This is a genomic window from Pseudomonas fluorescens (assembly GCF_001708445.1).
GTDB classification, from domain to species: domain Bacteria; phylum Pseudomonadota; class Gammaproteobacteria; order Pseudomonadales; family Pseudomonadaceae; genus Aquipseudomonas; species Aquipseudomonas gorinensis.
On record NZ_CP015637.1, the window covers coordinates 3951586 to 3972801 of the forward strand.

At 62.3% G+C, this 21216-nt stretch carries 16 protein-coding genes; 7 read left to right on the forward strand and 9 right to left on the reverse strand.

Features of this window, described 5'->3' with window-relative positions; all coding sequences use genetic code 11:
* Positions 1–350: 350 nt before the first annotated feature.
* The 5 genes from A7317_RS17400 (at position 351) to A7317_RS17420 (ending at position 6833) form a co-directional block, all read left to right on the forward strand.
* Positions 351–2864, forward strand: coding sequence for a TonB-dependent receptor (locus A7317_RS17400; protein WP_069076458.1), 2514 nt, complete (start codon positions 351–353; stop codon positions 2862–2864).
* A 138-nt stretch (positions 2865–3002) separates the two neighbouring features.
* Positions 3003–4868: a phytase gene (locus A7317_RS17405; RefSeq protein ID WP_069076459.1), complete on the forward strand. Its 1866-nt coding sequence runs from the start codon at positions 3003–3005 to the stop codon at positions 4866–4868.
* A gap of 47 nt (positions 4869–4915) precedes the next feature.
* Complete coding sequence (tolQ, locus tag A7317_RS17410; RefSeq protein WP_024074879.1) at positions 4916–5608, forward strand: protein TolQ; 693 nt, start codon at positions 4916–4918, stop codon at positions 5606–5608.
* Positions 5609–5622: 14 nt separating this feature from the next.
* Positions 5623–6069 carry a protein TolR gene (tolR, locus tag A7317_RS17415; RefSeq protein ID WP_069076460.1) on the forward strand — a complete coding sequence of 149 codons (447 nt, stop codon included), beginning with the start codon at positions 5623–5625 and terminating at the stop codon, positions 6067–6069.
* Positions 6066–6833 (forward strand): energy transducer TonB, encoded by a 768-nt coding sequence (locus tag A7317_RS17420; protein ID WP_024074881.1) that lies wholly within the window; start codon positions 6066–6068, stop codon positions 6831–6833. Before tolR ends, A7317_RS17420 begins: the two co-directional genes overlap by 4 nt.
* Positions 6834–7102: 269 nt before the next feature.
* Here the strand turns inward: A7317_RS17420 and A7317_RS30110 are convergent.
* The 9 genes from A7317_RS30110 to urtA all read right to left on the reverse strand — a co-directional run bounded on the left by A7317_RS30110 (position 7103) and on the right by urtA (position 16739).
* Positions 7103–8478 (reverse strand): IS3 family transposase gene (locus A7317_RS30110; protein ID WP_420492573.1). Its coding sequence is split into 2 segments (ribosomal slippage): positions 7103–7984 and positions 7987–8478, totalling 1374 coding nucleotides; the frame shifts between segments, so codons are not numbered across the junction.
* A gap of 137 nt (positions 8479–8615) precedes the next feature.
* Positions 8616–9233 (reverse strand): isochorismate family cysteine hydrolase YcaC, encoded by a 618-nt coding sequence (gene ycaC / locus A7317_RS17435; RefSeq protein ID WP_024074873.1) that lies wholly within the window; start codon positions 9231–9233, stop codon positions 8616–8618.
* Between the two features lie 36 nt (positions 9234–9269).
* Positions 9270–11108, reverse strand: coding sequence for an amidohydrolase (locus A7317_RS17440; protein WP_024074872.1), 1839 nt, complete (start codon positions 11106–11108; stop codon positions 9270–9272).
* Entirely contained in the window at positions 11105–11695 is a 591-nt protein-coding gene (locus tag A7317_RS17445) for an antibiotic biosynthesis monooxygenase (protein ID WP_024074871.1), read from the reverse strand. Before A7317_RS17445 ends, A7317_RS17440 begins: the two co-directional genes overlap by 4 nt.
* 108 nt (positions 11696–11803) lie before the next feature.
* Positions 11804–12493, reverse strand: coding sequence for an urea ABC transporter ATP-binding subunit UrtE (gene urtE / locus A7317_RS17450; RefSeq protein ID WP_069076461.1), 690 nt, complete (start codon positions 12491–12493; stop codon positions 11804–11806).
* A gap of 10 nt (positions 12494–12503) precedes the next feature.
* On the reverse strand, positions 12504–13262 hold the full coding sequence (gene urtD / locus A7317_RS17455; RefSeq protein ID WP_024074869.1) for an urea ABC transporter ATP-binding protein UrtD: 759 nt from the start codon (positions 13260–13262) through the stop codon (positions 12504–12506).
* Positions 13259–14419, reverse strand: coding sequence for an urea ABC transporter permease subunit UrtC (urtC, locus tag A7317_RS17460; protein WP_069076462.1), 1161 nt, complete (start codon positions 14417–14419; stop codon positions 13259–13261). The genes urtD and urtC overlap by 4 nt, the downstream gene beginning before the upstream one ends.
* 10 nt (positions 14420–14429) lie before the next feature.
* Entirely contained in the window at positions 14430–15347 is a 918-nt protein-coding gene (gene urtB / locus A7317_RS17465) for an urea ABC transporter permease subunit UrtB (RefSeq protein ID WP_024074867.1), read from the reverse strand.
* A 183-nt stretch (positions 15348–15530) separates the two neighbouring features.
* Positions 15531–16739 carry an urea ABC transporter substrate-binding protein gene (gene urtA / locus A7317_RS17470; RefSeq protein ID WP_024074866.1) on the reverse strand — a complete coding sequence of 403 codons (1209 nt, stop codon included), beginning with the start codon at positions 16737–16739 and terminating at the stop codon, positions 15531–15533.
* Between the two features lie 312 nt (positions 16740–17051).
* Between urtA and A7317_RS17475 the strand changes: the two genes are divergently transcribed.
* Positions 17052–20435 (forward strand): ATP-binding protein, encoded by a 3384-nt coding sequence (locus A7317_RS17475; RefSeq protein ID WP_024074865.1) that lies wholly within the window; start codon positions 17052–17054, stop codon positions 20433–20435.
* Positions 20410–21075 carry a response regulator gene (locus A7317_RS17480; RefSeq protein ID WP_024074864.1) on the forward strand — a complete coding sequence of 222 codons (666 nt, stop codon included), beginning with the start codon at positions 20410–20412 and terminating at the stop codon, positions 21073–21075. The genes A7317_RS17475 and A7317_RS17480 overlap by 26 nt, the downstream gene beginning before the upstream one ends.
* Positions 21076–21216: the final 141 nt, after the last annotated feature.

Sequence of the window (21216 nt, forward strand, 5' to 3'; positions counted from 1 at the left end):
CCGTTCAGTTAAGCGTACATCGCCTTCTGTAGGAGCGAGCTTGCTCGCGAAAAACTCACAGGCGACGCGTTGATTCAGGAAACACGCGTTATCGTTGACGTTTTTCGCGAGCAAGCTCGCTCCTACAAAAAAAGCATTTGGGGCAAGCCCACTCGCCACAGCAAGCCCCCTCCCACAGGGGATCTTCACAGGTCATATCAGCTCATTCCACATCCAGAATCGGGCAAAACCCACGGTTTACGGGGCTTCGCGGCGATCCCTGTCACAGAACCGTCATCCCCCACCCCTAGCTTGCCCTCCCAGTTGCCGGGCCACTTGCCTGGCGCCAACGGACTCTTGGGGAGGATTTCATGTACAAGCGCACCGGGCTCGTCAGCTTTACGCTTACTGCCTTGGCCCTGGCCATCGCCAGTGAACGGCTCAACGCGGCGGAAGCGGCCACCACCGAACACGTTGAAGTGGTCGGCCAGGCTGCGGCCATCGACAAGGCCCTCAAGGAGCAGCGTTCCTCCGACAGCATCAAGAGCGTGGTGCATGCCGACGGTGTGGCGCAGTTGCCCGACGAAAACGTTGCCGAAGCGGCGCAGCGCCTGCCGGGGATCAGCGTCGAGCGTGACCAGGGCGAAGGGCGCTTTGTCAGCGTGCGCGGCCTGGGCCCGGACCTTAACAGCGTGACCATCAACGGTACCCTGGTGCCATCGCCCGAGAGCAAGCGGCGCGCCGTGGCCCTTGATGTGCTGCCCTCGGAACTGGTGCAGTCGCTGTCGGTGATCAAGACCCTGACCCCAGACATGGACGCCAACTCCCTGGGCGGTACCGTCGACGTGAAGAGTCTCTCGGCCTTCGACCACAACGGCCTGTTCTACACCGGCAGCACCGAAGCCAGCTACGACAAGAATACCGGGCAGACCAGCCCGAAATTCTCCGGCGCCGCCAGTAACCGTTTCAGCCTCGGCGACGGCATCGACAACTTCGGCGTGGCGGCGGCGCTGAGCTGGCAAAAGCGCGACTTCGGCTCGGACAACGTCGAAACCGGCGGCGCCTGGGACTTCAGCCGGGGCGCGCGGCTTAACGAGTTCGAACAGCGCGACTACGACATCAGCCGCGAACGCGCCGGCGGTGGCCTGAACTTCGACTACAAGCCCGACGACCTCAGCAGCTACTACCTGCGCACCCTCTACAGCCGCTACAAAGACAGCGAAACCCGCAACTCCACCAGTATTGAATTTGCCGACCCCCAGGCCGCTGGCGAACTGGGCGATGCCGAGGGCAAGCGCAAGCTGAAGAACCGTGAAGAAACCCAGGAAATCCAGTCCTACGTGTTCGGCGGCGAACGCATGCTGGGCCTTTGGACCTTGAGCGGCCAGGCCGGTTACAGCCAGTCCAGCGAAGACAGCCCGGCGCATATCGCAGGCGCCACCTTCGACGGCGGCGACTTTGCCAACAGCGGTTTCTACGACAAGGACAAGCCCCGCCCGATCATCGGCAGCGGCTTCTACGACGCCAGCAACTTCACCCTCGACAAGGTCGATTGGGAAAAGCAGAACACCCGCGACACCGAGAAAAACCTGCGCCTGGACCTGGCCCGCGACTATGACCTGAGCGGTTACGCCTCCCAGGTCAAGTTCGGCGGCAAGGTCAGTCGACGGAACAAGGACAACGACCTTGAAGCCTGGGTCTATAAAGACTTCGACACCCTGGGCTACAGCGCCGACCAGCTCAACCTCACCCAGTTCCAGAAGGGCAGCGTCGACTATCGCCTCGGCAACTACGGCCCAGGCATCAGTCCCGGCGCCATCAAGCAACTGATTGGCAGCCTCAACCCGGCGGATTTCTACGACGAGACCGAATCGCGGGTCAACGACTTCACCCTCCGCGAAGACATCAACGCCGGCTACCTGATGAACACCATCGACATCGACGACTGGCGTTTTATCGCCGGCCTGCGTTACGAAGGCACCGAGTTCGAAGCCAAGGGGACCGGCGCCACCGACGGCCAGTTCACCGCCACCGAGACCAAGCGCCGTTATCACCACTGGCTGCCGGGCCTGCATGCGCGCTACCAGATCGACAAGAACACCCAGGTGCGCGCGGCCTGGACCAAATCGGTGGTGCGCCCGACCTTTGGCCAGTTGGCACCGGGCTTTGTGATCGACGATGACGAAGCCACCTTCGGCAACCCGGACCTCAAGCCGCTGGAGTCGAGCAACCTGGACCTGGGCATCGAGCATTTCATGGGCCGCGCCGGGACCGTGTCGGCGTTCGTGTTCTACAAGGACATCAAGCATTTCGTCTACAACACCGACCTCGCCGGCACCGGCGCCTGGGCCAACTTCGCCGAGGCCCATACCTACGCCAACGGCGACAGCGCCAAGCTCTATGGCCTGGAACTGGCCTACTCACAGAAGTTCGACTGGCTGCCCGCACCGTGGAACGGTTTGCTGATCGGCGCCAACAGCACCTTCAGCCGGTCCAGCGCGGATATCGAAGGCTTCGACGCCGCCAGCGGCACGAACCGCAAGCGCACTATCAGCCTGCCCAACCAGTCGGACACCGTCGGCAACCTGATGCTCGGTTGGGAAGACGACACGCTCAGCCTGCGCCTGTCGGCCAACTACAAGTCGGCCTACCTGTATGAACTGGCGTCGATCAACGACAAGGCCCACGACCGGCACGTCGACGCGCAGACCTTCGTCGATTTCAGCGCGCGTTACTCGCTGACCAAGAACCTGCAAGTCAGCTTCGAGGCCCAGAACCTCACCGACGAGTCGTACTTCGTCTACACCGGCAACCGCAGCTACAACGGCCAATACGAAGAGTACGGCCCGACCTACAAAGTGGGCCTGACCTTCACCCATTTCTAACCCACCCCATACCCCACTGTAGGAGCGAGCTTGCTCGCGAAAAAGCCCGGAACACCGCGTGCATCCAGACAGCCCGCGACATCGTTGACGTTCTTCGCGAGCAAGCTCGCTCCTACAAGACAAGGATTTTGTTTGTTCATGAGACTTTCCAAGCTATACCTGCTGATCGCCCTGGCCACCGGCGGCAATGCATTCGCCGCCGACCTGGCGCTGACCCCTTGGGCACCTAGCCTGAAGGCCGAAGCCGTGGCCTTCCTGCCCAACGCCAGCGAGCGCGTGGCCGCCAGCACCCGTGACGGCCTGCAACTGCTCGACAGCAAAGGCGCCGAACTGGCGCGTTTCAAAGGCAACTTCAGCAGCCTCGACACCCGCGCCGCAGGCCCCCACGTGCTGGTCGCCAGCCTCGACAACGACCGCCAGCAGGCGCTGCTGATCAACCTGGACAGCGCCAGCAAAACCTGGGGCACGCCGGTCTACCTGCCGACCCGCGACTACCCGGTGAATGGCCTGTGCCTGTACCGCGACGCAGCGGCCAACCTGTTTGTGTTCCTGGTGGGCGAGGAGGGCAAGGGCGAGCAATGGCTGGTGGGCAACGGCTCGACGTTGCTCGCTGAACCCCAGCGCGTACGCGGTTTGCCGCTGCCGCCGTCGGCGCAGTTCTGCCAGGTGGACGACGCCACCCAGCAATTGGTGGTGAATGAAGAGAGTGTCGGCTGGTGGGCCTACCCGGCGCACCCGGAAGCCGATGTGAAACGCACCCCGGTGGCGCTGTTCGACAACCCCAAACGCGAAGCCGGGGCCATGGCGCTGGTACCCGGTGGCGTGGTCGCGCTGGACCCAAAGACCGCCAAGTTGCACCTGTTCCAGCAAACCGGCGAGCGCTGGGTGGAGCAATCGAGCCTGGGCCTGCCGGGCCTGAAAGAGCCGGAACAACTGGCGATCAATGGCCGCCAACTGCTGGTGCGCGATGACGACAGCGGCGCGCTCTACCAGGCCAGGCTCGACTGGCAGGCCAAGCCCGTCGCGGTGGCGCCGTGGCTGCCGGAGGTCGCGGCCTTGCGCCAGAGCGACCCGGTTGGCCGTCAGGGCGATGCGGCGGATGACCCGGCGATCTGGATTCACCCCGAAACACCGGGCAAAAGCCGTGTGCTCGGCACCAACAAAAAGCAAGGCCTGCTCGCCTACGACCTCGACGGCAAGCTGTTGCAGGAACTGGCGGTGGGCCGCCTGAATAACGTCGATGTACGCCCCCGCTTCAAGCTCGGCCAGCAAACGGTCGACCTGGCCGTGGCGAGCAACCGCGATCACAACAGCCTGAGCCTGTTCAGCATCGACCGTCAGAGCGGCGAGCTGCGTGAAGCCGGTGAAGTGCCCACGCCGCTCAAGGAAATCTACGGCATTTGCCTGTTCCAGCCAGCCAGCGGCGAGATCTACGCAATCGCCAACGGCAAGGACGGCACCTTCCTGCAATACCGCCTCAGCGCGCCGGACGGCCGGGTGCAGGGCGAGCTGGTGCGCCAGTTCAAGGTCGACAGCCAACCCGAAGGCTGTGTGGCCGACGACCAGCGCCAGCGCCTGTTTATCGGTGAAGAAGATGTGGGCGTGTGGGCGGTGGATGCGCGCGCCGATCAACCGGCGACCTTGACCAGCGTGATCAAGGTCGGCCCACAGTTGCATGCGGATGTCGAAGGCCTGGCGCTGTACCAGAGCGATAAGCATGACTACCTGGTGATCTCAAGCCAAGGCAATGACAGCTACCTGGTGGTGGATGCCGAGCCGCCGTTTGCCGTGCATGGCGGCTTCCGCGTCGGCTTGAACGCCGCTGCCGGGTTCGACGGCGCTTCGGAAACCGATGGCCTGGAAGTCACCGCCATCAACCTCGGCGGGCCGTGGAGCCAAGGCATGCTGGTGGTGCAGGACGGGCGCAAGCGCATGCCCGAGCAAACCCAGAACTTCAAGTTCGTGCCCTGGGCCGAGGTCACCCGCGCATTGAAATTGCCGTGAACCGTCATCAACCGGTCATCACTTTTTAATCGAATGGGAGATTCACTATGCACGCGACGATGGAACATATGACGATCTGGGGTTTGATCAGCGACGCCAGCCTGTTGGTCAAGGCGGTCATGGTCACCTTGCTGTTGGCGTCCTTGCTCAGCTGGTACCTGATTATCCAGCGCGGCAGTGTGCTGCGCCGCCTGGAACGGCAGTTGAACGGTTTTGTGCAACGCTTTCGCGCCGCGCCGGACTTGCAGGCGCTGTACCGCGACACGTTGCAGGCGGGCGAGGGCGGCGTGGCGCCGATCTTTATCGCCGGGGTCCAGGAATACCAGCACCTGCACAGCCATGATCCGCAGGTGCTCGAAGGCGTCGAGCGGGCCTTGCAGGTAGCGATCACCGAGCAGGAAATCGAGCTGGAAAAGGGCCTGCAATTTCTCGCCACCGTGGGGTCGGTCAGCCCGTACATCGGTCTGTTCGGCACGGTGTGGGGCATCATGAATTCCTTTATCGGCCTTTCCCAGGTGCAGCAGGCCACGTTGTCCACCGTAGCGCCGGGCATCGCCGAAGCCTTGATCGCCACGGCCATCGGCCTGTTTGCCGCCATCCCGGCGGTGATCGCCTATAACCGCTTCGCGGCGCGCGGCCAGACTCTGCTCACCCGTTACTACGCGTTTGGCAATGAGCTGCAAGTGCGCCTGCACCGCAGCCTGCGCGGTGCCGCGATCAACCTGGCCGTGGCCGCCTGAACAGGAGCGCTCCCATGTTAGTAAGGCCGCAACGCAAGCACGGGCCCAAGGCCGAGATGAACGTGGTGCCGTATATCGATGTGATGCTGGTGCTGCTGGTGATCTTCATGGTGACCGCGCCGATGTTGACCCAGGGCGTGAAGATCGAACTGCCCAAGGTCGCCGCCGAGGCGTTGGCCACCGACACCCGCCAGCAGATCCTTACGCTGTCGGTAAAGGCCGACGGTGGCTATTACTGGAACCTCGGCGGCGAACTCGATACCCAACACCAGACCGACAGCGCCGTGAGCCTGGAGGAAATGGGCGCCAAGGTTATGCAGGTGGTGGCCGTGCGCAGCGACACCCAGGTCTACATCCGCGCCGACGACAACGCCGGTTACGGCCGTGTGGTCGCGGCCATGGCGGTGTTGCAGAAGGGTGGGGTCAGCAACCTGGGGCTGGTGACCGAGGCCCCGCAATGACGGCGATGATCATGCACAGTCCGACCCTGCCGATGGCGCCCCGGGATGCTTCGGGGTTTTGCAGAAACAGCCTCGCCGCCAGCCTGGCGGTGGCGCTGCACGTGGGCGTGCTGGCCGCGTTGATGCTGGGCTGGTCGACGGAGAAGCCTGTGGTGGATGCCCCTCGGGTGATGCACACGCAGCTGGTCATGCTGCCACCGGCGCCAGCGCCCGAGCCTGAACCGGTGGTGGCCGCGCCCGCACCGTCGGAGCCGCTGGTGGTACCGGTGCCGGCCCCGGCAAAGCCCACGGTCGACCCGCAGATCCAGGCGCAAAAACTCGAGAAAGCCGCCTTGGCGCGTAAACGCGTCGAAGACAAGAAAATCGAGCAGCAGCAGGAACGCCTGGCCACCGAACAACGCCACCGCGAGCTGGAACAACAGCGCCTCGATCAGCAACGCCTGGCCGCTGAAAAAGCCCGAGCTGCTACCCCAGCCCCGGCAGCGGCCTTCGACAGCCGCCAATACCAACCCCTGAGCAAGGAGGCACCGGACTATCCCGAACGCGCCCTGGACAAGCACATCGAAGGCGACTGCTCGGTGGAATACACCGTCAACCCCCAGGGCCGGGTAGAAAACCCCAAGGTGCTGGACGGCTGCCACCCCTTGTTTATCCGGCCTTCATTGGCGGCGGCGAATACTTTCCGTTACCAGCCGCGGATCGTCGAAGGCAAGGCCGTGGCCGTACCAGCGGTGCGCAACACCTTCCACTACCGCATCAAATAAAATTTTCCAATGGACACAGGCGCCATGTGGGAGAGGGGGCAAACCCTAATTGTAGGAGCGAGCTTGCTCGCGAAAAACGTCAACGATAACGCGTGTTTCCTGAATCAACGCGGCGCCTGTGAGTTTTTCGCGAGCAAGAACTAGGCGTGATCGGACTTGTTGTGGCGAGCGGGCTTGCCCCGCGTTGGGCTGCGAAGCGGCCCCAAAACCAGGCACCGCGGTGTGTCAGTTAAAAATGAAGTGCGCCCCAAAAGCTGGACAGCTGTTGGTTAGGCTACAGCGGACCGGGTCCTGTACGCTACAGGGCTCAGTCCGCCAAGCTTCACTTTGATTCGCTTATGGTTGTAGTAATGGATGTACTCATCCAGCCCCGCTTGCAACTGCTCCACGCTTTCAAAGCTTTCCCGATAGTAGAACTCTGACTTCAGCGTGCCGAAGAAACTCTCCATTGTGGCGTTGTCATGGCAGTTTCCTTTGCGTGACATGCTTTGCTCCAGCCCTGCTTTTTCTAGCCTCTCCCGGTACTTTGGATATCGATAGTGCCAGCCTTGATCTGAATGCAGCATTGGCTTGCCGCCCTCAGGTAAGCCTTCAATAGCTTTTTCCAGCATCTCGCCCACCAAGGCATATTGGGGACGTATTGCCGTCTGATAGGCCACGATTTCTCCGTTGTACAAGTCCAAAACTGGGGACAAGTACAGCTTTTTGCCGGCCACTTTGAACTCGGTGACATCCGTCACCCATTTCTGATTCGGTTGCTCAGCCTCGAACTGACGAGCCAAGGTGTTGGGCGACACTTCGCCCATCGGCCCTTTATACGACCTGTATTTCTTAGGCCGCACCGTGCATTTCAGACCCAGCTCCCCCATCAGTCGTCGTACCGTTTTACCGTTGATCAGCGATCTTTCTTTACGTAGTTCTAGCGTCATCCGACGGTAACCAAAGCGGCCCTTATGCTCGTTTTGGATGGTCTGGATAGAAGCTTTGATCGAGGAAAGTCGGTCCGCAACGCCCATCGCCTTGAGTTGGTAGTAGTACGTACTTCGCGCAAGGCTCACTAGCTTGAGCAAGTCACGCAAGGGAAAGTGTTGCTTAAGCTCACTGACTAATCGGGCTTTTTCTTCTGTTCTTTCTCCCGCCTCATCACCGCCTCGCCTAACTCCCCAAGCTTTTTTAGATAAGCGTTCTCCATCCGTAGGTATTGGAGCTCATCAAGTAACGTCTTGTGCTCAGGCTCAGGGCTGGTGAGTGGGGCAGCGGTTTTGCGTGGTTTAGCAGGTGGTTTAGGCATAGCGGTGCTCAGTCCTCTTTTCCCTGACTCCAGGGCTTCAATACCGCCACTGTAATACTGCTGTTGCCATCTGCCCACCTGAGTGGAATCCCCCAAGTTGAAAAGCGCCGCTGCGCGGCGCAAGGAAAGGGAGTCATCCCACATGCACCGTAGAACAGAGAACTTGAACAAGGCACTGTAACGCTGGCCGGTACTGCTCAAGCTGGCCTCACCGTGTAATCGATAAGCCTCGACCCAACGACGAAGCAAGGTGGGGTCCATTTGAAATTGAGCGGCGACCCGGCGAAACCCTCGGCCTCGCTCAAGGAAAGCGGTGATGGCAGATAGCTTGAACTGCGTGGTGTACTTGCTCATGAAAACGCCCCAGAAATTGGATGGGTGTCCAACTTCTGGGGCGCACTTCATGCATCAGTCAACAATACTGAGACTGACACACCGCAATCGGGGGCAAGCCCCCTCCCACATTGATTACCTAAAGGCTTGAAAACCGCTTACTTGGCAGTGAACGCCGAGTAGCTGTTCATCAGGTTGCGGTAGTTCGGGATGCGCGGCGACAGCAGGTTGGCCAGGCCTTCCATGTCGTTACGCCAGTCCACTTGCAGCTCGCAGGCCACGGCGAACCAGTTCACCAGTTGCGCACCGGCGGCGGTCATACGCGCCCAGGCGGCTTGTTGCACGGTTTCGTTGAAGGTGCCGGAGGCGTCGGTGACCACGAATACCTCGAAGCCTTCTTCCAGGGCGCACAGGGTCGGGAACGCTACGCACACATCCGTTACCACCCCGGCAATGATGATCTGCTTGCGGCCGGTGGCCTTGACGGCCTTGACGAAATCTTCGTTGTCCCAGGCGTTGATCTGGCCAGGACGGGCGATATACGGCGCGTCCGGGAACAGTTCCTTCAGCTCGGGTACCAGTGGGCCGTTAGGACCGCCTTCAAAACTGGTGGTGAGGATGGTCGGCAGGTTGAAGAACTTCGCCACGTCGGCCAGGGCCAGTACGTTGTTCTTGAACTCATTGGGGGAGAAATCCTGCACCAGGGAGATCAGGCCGGTCTGGTGATCCACCAACAGCACCACGGCATCATCTTTATTCAGGCGTTTGTAAGTCATGGGAGTTGCTCCTGTTTGTCGAAAGAGGCGAGTTGATTAAAAGGCAAAGCAAGAACAGCCAAACGCCCCCCAGAAACCCTGGAAGTCGCTGACCGGCACGCTGGAAAGGCGCGCCTTTTCGTGGCTATGGGAATGCACGCCACAGGGGCCGCTGCACTGGTGGACCTGAGCTTGCAACGGCGAAGACGGACGCCAGTGCCCTGGCACCTTGACCACCGGCGACCAGTCCGGCAGCACCGGTACGCGCGGTGGCGCGAAACCTTCGAAGTCGCCGGCGCCGTACACCACCTTGCCGCCGACCACGGTGAGCACCGATTCGATCCATTTGATGGCTTCTTCATCGACGCTGAAAAAATCCGCCGACAGCGCGGCGACGTCCGCCAACTGGCCGACCTTGATCTGGCCCTTCTTGCCCTGCTCGGACGAGAACCAGGCGCTGCCGTGGGTGAACAGCTCCAGCGCGGTCAGGCGTGGCAAGCCTTCGGCATGCAGCTCCAGGCCGCCGACGGTACGCCCGCTGACCATCCAGTACAGCGAGGTCCACGGGTTGTAGCTCGACACCCGCGTGGCATCGGTGCCCGCGCCCACCGGCACGCCTTCGGCCAGCATGCGTTTGATCGGCGGCGTGGCTTCGGCGGCCTTGGCACCGTAGCGCTCGACAAAGTACTCACCCTGGAACGCCATGCGGTCCTGGATCGCAATGCCGCCACCCAGGGCGCGTACGCGCTCGATGTTTTTCGGGGTGATGGTTTCGGCATGGTCGAAGAACCATGGCAGGCCATTGAACGGAATATCGCGGTTGACCTTCTCGAACACGTCGAGCATGCGCGAGATCGATTCGTCATAGGTGGCGTGCAGGCGGAACGGCCAGCGCTGCTCCACCAAGTGACGCACCACCGGTTCCAACTCCTGCTCCATGGTCAGCGGCAGGTCCGGGCGCGGTTCGAGGAAGTCTTCGAAATCCGCCGCGGAGAACACCAGCATCTCGCCAGCGCCGTTGTGGCGCAGGTAGTCGTCGCCCTGGTGCAGGGTGACGCTGCCGGTCCAGTTCTTGAAATCGCTGAGCTCTTCCTTGGGCTTCTGGGTGAACAGGTTGTAGGCGATGCGCACCGTCAGCTGTTCATCCTTGGCCAGTTGCTCGATCACCGCGTAGTCATCGGGGTAGTTCTGGAAACCGCCACCGGCGTCGATCGCACTGGTGAGGCCCAGGCGATTGAGTTCACGCATGAACTGGCGGGTCGAGTTGACCTGGTATTCCAGGGGCAGTTTCGGGCCCTTGGCCAGGGTCGAATACAGAATCATCGCGTTGGGCCGCGCCACCAGCATGCCGGTGGGGTTGCCTTGGCTGTCACGCACAATCTCGCCACCCGGCGGGTTCGGCGTGTCCTTGGTGTAGCCGGCCACGCGCAGGGCGGCGCGGTTGAGCAAGGCGCGGTCATACAGGTGCAGCACGAACACCGGGGTGTCCGGCGCGGCCTGGTTGAGCTCTTCCAGGGTCGGCATGCGCTTTTCGGCGAACTGGAATTCGTTCCAGCCACCGACCACGCGCACCCATTGTGGCGTGGGGGTGCGGTCGGCCTGCTCCTTGAGCATGCGCAGGGCATCGGCCAGGGATGGCACGCCTTCCCAGCGCAGTTCGAGGTTATAGTTCAGCCCGCCCCGGATCAGGTGCAGGTGCGAGTCGTTAAGGCCGGGGATCACGGTACGCCCCTTGAGGTCGATGACCTGGGTACCGCTGCCGCGCAGGGCCATGGCCTCACCGTCAGTGCCGACGGCGACGAAGCGCCCCTCGCGAATGGCGACGGCGGTTGCGCGCGGGTTTTCACGGTCCACGGTGTGGAACTGGCCATTGAACAGAATCAGATCGGCGTTCATAGGGTTTCCTTTACAGAGGCTTCAAGCCAGGGAGCGAACAGGCGGGTAGCCGCCGGCATCAGCAGGTAGACCACCAACAGGACGATGGTCAGGGTGACCAGGAAGGTGGAGACCACGTAGTTGGACAGGAACGGGTGCAGACGCAGGATCGGCCCCCAGATAAACGGCAACAGCAAGGTCTGCGGCAAAATCACACACAGGCTGACCACCGCCTGCTTCCAGCGCGGCGGCTTGGCGGCGCTGTCGGCCAGGGGCGTGAACCAGAACTCGTTGGCCGCGCCGATTTCAGTCTGGTCGCCGTCGGCCAGCATCGGCGCAGCTTCAGCGATCAGCTGTTTGCGTTGGGGGGAGTCGAGCCACTGCTCCAGCGCAGCGGTGGTGCCATAGCGCAGTACGCAGGTGAACAGCGCCAGGCCGCCCTGCTTGCTGCGCACCACGTCTACACCGAGGTGGCCGGGGCGCTCGCCGGCGATGCGCACGATGCGCCGCAGCCAGGCTTCGTAGTCGGCTTCAAGGCCTGGCTTGATGCGGTGTTTGACGACCAGGGTGACGACTTCGTCAGGGCTGGTCTTGGGTGTCGGGTCCATGGTGTCTTCCCCCCTGGAACGTTGAGCGATGGGGGAAGTGTGGCGCTATCGCGCAGGGGAAAATTGCATGTACGTGCTGTCTATGCGGCGGCCCTGGGACCGCCCTCGTCACACCGACAGGTAGCGACTGATGGTCGCCTCGTCCACTCGATCACGGGTCTCTTCGATCACAAAGCGGCCCTTCTCGATCACCAGGAAACGGTCGGCGATCTCCAGGGTGAAGGACAGCACCTGCTCCGACACCACGATGGTCAGGTCGCGCAGGTTGCGGATTTCCTTCAGCGTGCGTGCAATGTCCTTGATGATCGACGGCTGGATGCCCTCGGTCGGTTCATCCAGCAGCAACACCTTGGGGTTGGTCGCCAAGGCCCGCGCGATCGCCAACTGCTGTTGCTGCCCGCCCGACAGGTTGCCGCCCTTGCGCGACTGCATGTCGTAGAGCACCGGGAACAGCGCATACAAGTCCTCCGGCACCTTGCCTCGGGCCGAGGCCGGCAGGCCGGTCTGGATGTTTTCCAGCACGCTCATGCTGGGGAAAATCATGCGGCCCTGGGGCACATAGGCAATGCCCTGCGCTACCCGCTCATGGGTTTCCAGCGCCGACACCTCATGGCCGTCCACACTGACCTGGCCCTGCCACTGCGGCAGGATGCCCATCAGGCTCTTGAACAGGGTGGTCTTGCCCATGCCGTTGCGGCCCATCACCGCGACGATCTCGCGCTTGACCACGTGCAGGTCCAGGTCGTGGAGGATCTGGCTCTGCCCGTAGCCGCAGGACAACTGGTCGATCTTGAACATGCGCGGCTCCTCAGTGGCCCAGATACACTTCGATGACTTTCGGATTGCTTTGCACCGACTCCATGCTGCCCTCGGCCAGGACCTTGCCCTGGTGCAGCACCGTGACCTTGTGGGCAATGCTCTTGACGAATTCCATGTCGTGCTCGATCACCAGCACCGAACGGCCCTGGCTGATGCGGTTGAGCAGCTCGGCGGTCTGCGCGCGCTCGTTGACGCTCATGCCCGCCACCGGTTCATCGAGCATCAGCAGCTCGGGGTCTTGCATCAGCAGCATGCCGATCTCCAACCACTGCTTTTGCCCGTGGGACAGCAGGTCGGCCTGTTGTTGCAACAGGTCGCCGAGGAAGATCTCCCGCGCTACCTCTTGCACCCGTGCGATCACCTGGGCGTTGCGCTTGAAGAACAGCGCGCCCCACACCTTGCGCCCGGCCGGGTAGGACATCTCGAGGTTTTCGAAGACGGTGAGGTTTTCGTAGATCGACGGGTTCTGGAACTTGCGCCCCACGCCTGCGCGCACGATGTTGTACTCGCGCATCTTGGTCAGTTCCTGCCCATCGAACTGGATGCTGCCACTGGTGGCGCGGGTCTTGCCGCAGATCAGGTCCAGTACCGTGGTCTTGCCCGCGCCATTGGGGCCGATCACCACGCGCACTTCGTTGCGGTCGATATACAGGTTGAGATTGTCGACCGCCTTGAAGCCGTCGAAGGACACCGTCAGGCCCTCGATGGCCAGCACCGGTTTGTTCATTTCAAAGCCAACGGCGGTCATGGTTGGGTCTCCAGGATCTTGCTTTCAGCCTTGGGTCTGGCCTTGGGGGCCACGGCTTTCATCGGCGGTGGGCGGCGCAGCAGCTTGGCCAGCGCCTGGCGCCCGTGGCTGTCCCACAACCCGGCCAGGCCATTGGGGAAGTACATGACCACGGCGATAAACAACCCGCCCATCAGGTACAGCCACAACTCGGGGAAGGACTCGGAGAAATAGGTCTTGCCGTAGTTCACCAGCAGCGCGCCATACACCGCGCCGAGCAGCGACATGCGCCCGCCCACCGCCGCGAAGATCACCATCTCGATCGACGGCACGATGCCGACGAACGACGGCGACATAAAGCCTACCTGCAAGGCAAACATCGCCCCGCCGATGGCCGAGAACGCCGCCGCCACACAGAACACGAAAATCTTGAAGCTGGCCACGTCATACCCGGAGAAACGCACGCGCTCTTCCTTGTCGCGCATCGCCATCAACAGCCGGCCCAGCTTGGAGGCGAGGATAAAGCGGCCAATGAAGATGCAACCGAACAGCAAGCCGGCGTTGATGAAGTACAGCAGCATTTTTGCGCTGTCGGTGCGCAGGTCCCAGCCGAGCAGGGTCTTGAGGTCGGTGATGCCGTTGACGCCACCGGTCAGGCCTTGCTGGCCGACGATCAGCACCGTGAGGATCAGCGCAATCGCCTGGGTGACGATGGAAAAGTACACATCGCCCACGCGCCGCTTGAACAGCGCCATGCCGATGATAAAGGCCAGCAGCACCGGCACCGCGATCACCGCCACCAGGGTGAAACTGAAGCTGTGGAACGGCTGCCACAGCCAGGGCAATTCGGTGATCTGGTTCCAGTCCATAAAGTCCGGAATGCCGGGGGTGGATTGAATCTTGGTGCTCTCCGGGTCCGAGGCCTCCAGCTTGAGGAACATCGCCATGCAATAGCCGCCAACGCCAAAGAACACGCCCTGCCCCAGGCTGAGAATGCCGCCATAGCCCCAGCACAGCACCAGCCCCACCGCGACGAACGCGTAGGTCAGGTACTTGCCGACCATGTTCAGCCGGAATGCATCCAGGGTCAGGGGAAACACCACCAGGATCAACAGCGCCAACAGCACGATGCCGATCAGGTTTTGCTGGCCGCCCAGCAGCTTGTCTAAAGCCTTCATCTGCTCGCCTCTACTTGCGCACTTTGATGGAGAACAACCCTTGCGGGCGCAGCATCAGGATCAGAATCACCGACGACAAGGTCAGTACCTTGGCCATCGAGCCACTCAGGAAAAACTCCGACAGCGATTGGGTCTGGGCGATCACGAACGCCGAGGCAATCGTGCCGAACAGGCTTTGCGCGCCGCCGAACACCACCACCAGGAAGGTGTCGACGATGTACTGCGAGCCCGCCGTGGGGCCAGTGGAGCCGATGGTGGTGAACGCCGCACCGGCCACCCCGGCCACGCCACAGCCGAGGGCGAAAGTCATGCGGTCGACCTTGCGTGTGTTGATCCCCACCGCGCGGCTCATCAAGCGGTTCTGCACCGTGGCGCGCACCTGCAGGCCCCAGCGCGAGCGGTACAGCATCAGGAAGATCGCACCGGTCAGCAGCAGGGTCAGGCCCATCATGAACAGGCCGTTGCGCGGGATCTCGATGGCGTCGGTGAAGTTCACCGAGCCCATCAACCAGGCCGGTGGTTCAGCGCTGACCTCACGGGCGCCGAACACCGAGCGGAAGGTTTGCTGCATCACCAGGGACAGGCCCCAGGTCGCCAGCAAGGTGTCCAGCGGGCGCTTGTACAAGCGGCTGATCATCGCCCATTCCACCAGCCAGCCAACGGCGCCGGCAACGAGGAACGACAGGGCGATGGCGAAGAAGAAGTAATAGGGCTGGAAACTCGGCGCAAAGTGCGCGGTAAGGCTGGAACACACGTAGGTGGTGTAGGCACCGATCGTCAGGAATTCACCATGGGCCATGTTGATCACGCCCATCTGCCCGAAAATGATCGCCAGCCCCAATGCCATCAACAGCAGCACGCAGAACACGGACAAGCCGTTGAACCCCTGCATCGCCGCGATGGCTCCAAATTCCGATAGCCATTCCATGATGATGGTCTCCTGAGCGGGAGGTGGTAATTAGAATGCGATCTGCTTTTGCTCTATGTGGGAGGGGGCTTGCCCCCGATGGCGGAGTGTCAGTCGACATCTCTATAACTGAACCACCGCTATCGGGGGCAAGCCGAATCGTCGCACCGCCCCTCCCACATTTGAACTGCTTGCATCAGTTACTTATTGGTAACCCTTTGGAAACGGGTTCGGCTCGATCAGATCCGATTCGTAGATCACCTTGAACTGCCCGTTCGGCTGCACTTCACCGATACGCGACTTGCTCCACAGGTGATGGTTTTCGTGGATCTTCACGTAGCCTTCCGGCGCGGTTTTCAGCTCGATGCCCGGGGAGGCGGCGACGACTTTGTCCACGTCGAAACTGCCGGCCTTCTCCACCGCCGCTTTCCACAGCCAAGGGCCGAGGTAGGCCGCCTGGGTCACGTCGCCGATCACCGCGTCCTTGCCGTACTTGGCCTTGAAAGCTTCGACGAAGGCTTTGTTGTTGGGGTTGTCCAGGCTCTGGAAGTACTTCATCGAGGCATAGAAGCCGGCCATGTTTTCGCCGCCGATGCCGAGCAGTTCGTCTTCGGTGACCGACAGGGTCAGCAGGGTTTGCTTGGACGCGTTCACACCCGCCGCGTTGAGCTGTTTGTAGAACGCCACGTTGGAACCGCCCACCACTGCGGCAAAGACCACATCCGGTTTTTTCAGCTTGACCTTGTTGATCAGCGAGCCGAACTGGGTGTTGCCCAGCGGGTAGTAGTCTTCGCCGACCACGGTACCGTGCAGCACATTTTCAATGTGCTTGCGCGCGATCTTCATCGACGTGCGCGGCCAGATGTAGTCGGAGCCGACCAGGTAGAACGTTTTGGCGCCCTTGGTCTTGGCGATCCAGTCGAGGCTGGCGAGGATTTGCTGGGTGGCTTCCTGCCCGGTGTAGATCACGTTTTTCGACTGTTCCAGGCCCTCGTAGAAGGTCGGGTAGTAGAGCAAGCCATTTTCTTTCTCGAAGATCGGCAGCACCGCTTTACGCGAGGCCGAGGTCCAGCAACCGAACACCGCAGCCACCTTGTCGTTGACCAGCAGTTTCTTGGCTTTTTCAGCGAAGGTCGGCCAGTCGGACGCGCCGTCTTCCTGGATCACTTTGATCTGCCGTCCCAGAATCCCGCCCGAGGCGTTGATCTGCTCGATGGCCAGGCGCTCGGCCTGGATCGAGCCAGTCTCGGAAATCGCCATGGTGCCGGTGGCCGAGTGCAACTGGCCGACAGTGACTTCGGTAGGCGTCACGGCCAAGCCTTCGTTATCGGCCAGCACGCCCTGGCTGAACAGCGCGGCCGCCAGCAATGACAGGGCCAACAGCGGTTTGGAGCGGATCAATCGTGGTTCCATGGGGCGACTCCTCTGCAATGAGGGCTCCAGCATGGCGGCAGCCGACCCACGCGGGTATACGCAGCCTGACGTAACGGGATACGTCATTTGACGTATGCCACTGCGCACCAATGCAGGGCAGGATCGCGTCCGCCCAGCCACCGCTGACCAATGTGGGAGGGGGCTTGCCCCCGATAGCGCCGGGTCAGCGAACAAATAAGTGACTGACACTCCCTCATCGGGGGCAAGCCCCCTCCCACATTTGACTCGCAGCGCCCGCGAGGGCATGGAACTTGCTCACTCCCTTCGTCCACCCTGCGGAGCCTCCCCACCGTGCAATCCCCTCCCGGCACCCAGCGCATCGTCAAGATCCGCCGCGACTACAACACCTGGGTCGCCGACGAGACCATGGAAGACTATGCCCTGCGCTACACGCCCAAATCCTTTCGCAAATGGTCGGAACTGCGCATTGCCAACACCGCCCTGGGCGCGGTGTCGTTCCTCGCATTGGAAGCCATCGGTGGTGTATTGGCCCTGAGCTACGGCTTCACCAACACTTTCTGGGCGATCCTTGCCATCAGCCTGGTGGTCTTCCTGACCGGCCTGCCCATCAGCTATTACGCGGCGCGCTACGGCGTGGACATGGACCTGCTGACCCGTGGAGCCGGCTTCGGTTATATCGGCTCGACCATCACCTCCCTGATCTACGCCAGCTTCACCTTCCTGTTCTTCGCCCTGGAAGCGGCGATCATGGCCCTGGCCCTGGAGTTGTATTTCCATATACCGCTGGCCTTTGCCTATGTGATCTGCTCGTTGCTGGTGATCCCGCTGGTGGCCTACGGCGTGACCCTGATCAGCCGCCTGCAACTGTGGACGCAACCGTTGTGGCTGCTGTTGCTGGTGCTGCCGTACGGCTTCGTGTGGTGGAAAAACCCCGATGCCTTCAGCGACTGGACCAGTTTTGTCGGGCGCAGCGGCGATGGCGGCGGTTTCAACCTGTTGGCGTTCTGCGCCGCCTGTACCGTGGCGCTGTCGCTGGTGACGCAGATCGGCGAACAGGTGGACTACCTGCGCTTCCTGCCGGAAAAAACCGCGGCCAACCGCAAGCGCTGGTGGGCCGCCCTGCTCTGCTCCGGCCCCGGCTGGATTATCCCGGGCGCGTTGAAGATGTTTGGCGGGGCGTTCCTGGCCTTTCTCGCCCTGCAACATGAAATCCCCATGGAGCGCGCCGCCGAGCCGACCCAGATGTACCTGGTCGCCTTCCGCTATGTGTTCAGCTCGCCGGAATGGGCCCTCGGCGCAATGGTGCTGTTCGTGTTCATTTCACAGATGAAGATCAACCTGACCAACGCCTACGCCGGCTCCCTGGCCTGGTCGAATTTCTTCGCCCGCGTGACCCACAGCCACCCTGGGCGCGTGGTGTGGCTGGTGTTCAACGTGGCGATCGCGCTGATGCTGATGGAGCTGGGCGTGTTCGATGTGATCGACCAGGTGCTGGGCTTGTACGCCAATATTGCGATTGCCTGGATCGGCACGTTGGTGGCCGACCTGGTGATCAATAAACCCTTGGGGCTGTCACCCAAACATATCGAGTTCAAGCGCGCGCATCTGTACGACATCAACCCGGTGGGCGTCGGCTCGATGCTGATTGCCTCGCTGCTGTCGATCCTCGCCCACTTCGGCCTGTTTGGCGCCCTGGCACAGGCGGCGCCGCCCTTCGTGGCGCTGGGCACGGCATTGATCATGGCGCCCCTGTTGGCCTGGCTGACGAAGGGCAAGTACTACATCGCGCGCAGCAGCGACGTGCGCTTGATTCACCCGGTTGCACCGGCGACCCATGCCGTGTGCGGGCTGTGCAGTAACCCGTTCGAGACCGCCGACATGGCGTTCTGCCCGGCCTACAGCACGCCGATCTGCTCGTTGTGTTGCTCGCTGGATGCGCGCTGTGGCGACCGCTGCAAACCCCATGCGCGATTGGTCAGCCAGTTCGAAGGCGTATTGCGCTGGTTGCTGCCCAACACGCTGATGCCGCGCCTGCATACGCGGCTGGCCCATTACCTGGGGCTGCTGTTGGTCCTGGTGTTGCTGCTCGCCGGCGCCTTGGCCTTGATCTACGTGCAGGCCGCCCAAGGGTTGCCGCATTCGGAGACGTTGTACCAGGCGTTCTTCAAGGCGTTCCTCACCCTCTCGGTGCTGGCCGCCGTGCTCGCCTGGTGGGTGGTGCTGACCCGCGAAAGCCGCCGCGTCGCCCAGCAGGAATCCGACCGCCAGACCCTGTTGCTGATGCAGGAAATCGACGCCCACAGCCTCACCGACCAGGCCTTGCAACAGGCCAAGGAAGCCTCGGAAGCGGCCAACGCCGCCAAAAGCCGCTACGTCACCGGCTTGTCCCACGAACTGCGCACGCCGCTCAACAGCATCCTCGGTTTCACCCAGATCCTGCAGCGTGACAGCGCCATGCCCGAGCAGCACCAGGACGCACTGGCGACCATCCTGCGCAGTGGCTCGCACTTGCTGTCGCTGATCGATGGCCTGCTCGATGTGGCGAAGATCGAGGCCGGCAAGCTGCGCCTGGAGCTGACGGAAATCCCCTTCCCCGAACTGATCCACGACCTGGAGCAGATGTTCACCCCCCAGGCCCAGGACAAGGGCCTGCGCTTTCGCCTGGACTGCGTGGGCAAGATCCCGGCGGTGGTGCGCGGCGATGAAAAACGCGTGCGCCAGATCCTGATCAACCTGCTGGGCAACGCGGTGAATTTCACCGACAGCGGCGAAGTGTGCCTGCGGGTCAGCTACATGCGCGAGACGGCCAATTTTGAAATCATCGACACCGGTATCGGTATTGATCCGGGGCAGATCGAGCGGATTTTCCAGCCGTTCGAGCGCGGCGACCTGATGCGCCAGGACAACGGCGTGGGCCTGGGGCTGACCATTACGCGCATGCTCACTGCCTTGATGGGTGGCGAATTACGCGTGACCAGCGAGCTGGACAAGGGCACCTGCTTCCAGGTGCGGCTGTTCCTGTCGCAGGTGCGCGCGCCGCAAGCGGTGGTGCATGTGGAACACGACATCATCGGCTATCAAGGCGAGCGCCGACGCATCCTGGTGGTGGACGACCATGTGGACCACCGCAAGGTGCTCAGCGGCATGCTCACGCCGTTGGGCTTCGAGGTGATCCAGGCGAGCAACGGCCAGGACGCCATTCGCCAGGTGGCGTTGCTGGCGCCGGACCTGATCCTGATGGACCTGTCGATGCCGACCCTGGACGGCTGGGAGACCAGCCGGCTGATCCGGCGCAATGCGCTGTCCACCGCGCCGATCATCGTGATTTCGGCCAACGCGTTTACCGACGATCGCGAACGCAGCATCGCCGCCGCCTGCAACGACTACCTGGCCAAGCCAGTGCGTACCCCGGAGCTGCTCGGGTGCCTGCAACAGCACCTGGGCTTGCAGTGGGTACGGCGCACCAAGAGCCTGGTCCCGCCGCCGCCACCCAGCGTGCTGCCCAGCGCCGACGACCTCGCGGTACTCGCCGAACTCAGCGCCATTGGCTATGTGCGTGGCCTGCACGAAAAACTCGATACGATCCTTGCCCAGCGCCCCGACGTAGAGCCGTTCATCACTCAAGTCCGCGGGCTGCTCAAGGGTTTTCGCCTGGATGAACTCAACCGAACCCTCAAGGAGGCCGAAGATGAATGCTCTCACCCGCAGCACTGAACCTGGCGTGGTGCTGATCGTCGACGACACGCCGGACAACCTGGCGATGCTCTCCGACGCCCTCGACGACGCCGGCTACATGGTGCTGGTGGCTCTCGATGGCCTCAGCGCGCTGAACCGCGTGCAACGCCGGCGCCCCGACCTGATCCTGCTGGACGCGATGATGCCGGGCCTGGACGGTTTCGAAACCTGCCGCCGGCTCAAGGCAATGCCGGCCAGCGCGGATATCCCGGTGGTGTTCATGACCGGGCTGACCGACAGCAAGCATGTTGTGCAAGGCTTCGAGGTCGGTGGCAGCGACTACGTGACCAAGCCGATCCAGACCGACGAAGTACTGGCGCGGGTGGCGGCGCACTTGCGCACCTCACGCATCCTGATGTCTGCACGGGCGGCGACGCAACCGAGTGCGTTGACCCTGGAGGATGAGCCGGCGCACCGGCTGTTGTCCGCCAGGTTCCAACTGACCGAGCGTGAGGTGGAGGTGTTGCGCTGGGTCGCGTGCGGCAAGACCAACCGGGATATCGGCGATATCCTGGGGTTGAGCCCGCGCACGGTGAACAAGCACCTGGAGCATGTGTATGTGAAGTTGGGAGTGGAGACCCGCACCGCCGCGACGTCAGTGGCGTTAGCGGCAATCTGATGTGGAAGGTCCCGCCAAATCTGCGGCCCCCCCCCTGTGGCGAGCGGGCTTGCCCCGCGTTGGGGCGCGAAGCGGCCCTGAAACCAGTCTCCCGGTTCTACCAGAAGGAATGCGGCGGCCTTATTGGGGCTGCTTCGCAGC

Coding starts and splice junctions, on each gene's coding strand:
- A7317_RS17400 (WP_069076458.1), top strand. CDS start 351: ATGTACAAGCGCACCGGGCTCGTCAGCTTTACGCTTACTGCCTTGGCC.
- A7317_RS17405 (WP_069076459.1), top strand. CDS start 3,003: ATGAGACTTTCCAAGCTATACCTGCTGATCGCCCTGGCCACCGGCGGC.
- tolQ (WP_024074879.1), top strand. CDS start 4,916: ATGCACGCGACGATGGAACATATGACGATCTGGGGTTTGATCAGCGAC.
- tolR (WP_069076460.1), top strand. CDS start 5,623: ATGTTAGTAAGGCCGCAACGCAAGCACGGGCCCAAGGCCGAGATGAAC.
- A7317_RS17420 (WP_024074881.1), top strand. CDS start 6,066: ATGACGGCGATGATCATGCACAGTCCGACCCTGCCGATGGCGCCCCGG.
- ycaC (WP_024074873.1), bottom strand. CDS start 9,233: ATGACTTACAAACGCCTGAATAAAGATGATGCCGTGGTGCTGTTGGTG.
- A7317_RS17440 (WP_024074872.1), bottom strand. CDS start 11,108: ATGAACGCCGATCTGATTCTGTTCAATGGCCAGTTCCACACCGTGGAC.
- A7317_RS17445 (WP_024074871.1), bottom strand. CDS start 11,695: ATGGACCCGACACCCAAGACCAGCCCTGACGAAGTCGTCACCCTGGTC.
- urtE (WP_069076461.1), bottom strand. CDS start 12,493: ATGTTCAAGATCGACCAGTTGTCCTGCGGCTACGGGCAGAGCCAGATC.
- urtD (WP_024074869.1), bottom strand. CDS start 13,262: ATGACCGCCGTTGGCTTTGAAATGAACAAACCGGTGCTGGCCATCGAG.
- urtC (WP_069076462.1), bottom strand. CDS start 14,419: ATGAAGGCTTTAGACAAGCTGCTGGGCGGCCAGCAAAACCTGATCGGC.
- urtB (WP_024074867.1), bottom strand. CDS start 15,347: ATGGAATGGCTATCGGAATTTGGAGCCATCGCGGCGATGCAGGGGTTC.
- urtA (WP_024074866.1), bottom strand. CDS start 16,739: ATGGAACCACGATTGATCCGCTCCAAACCGCTGTTGGCCCTGTCATTG.
- A7317_RS17480 (WP_024074864.1), top strand. CDS start 20,410: ATGAATGCTCTCACCCGCAGCACTGAACCTGGCGTGGTGCTGATCGTC.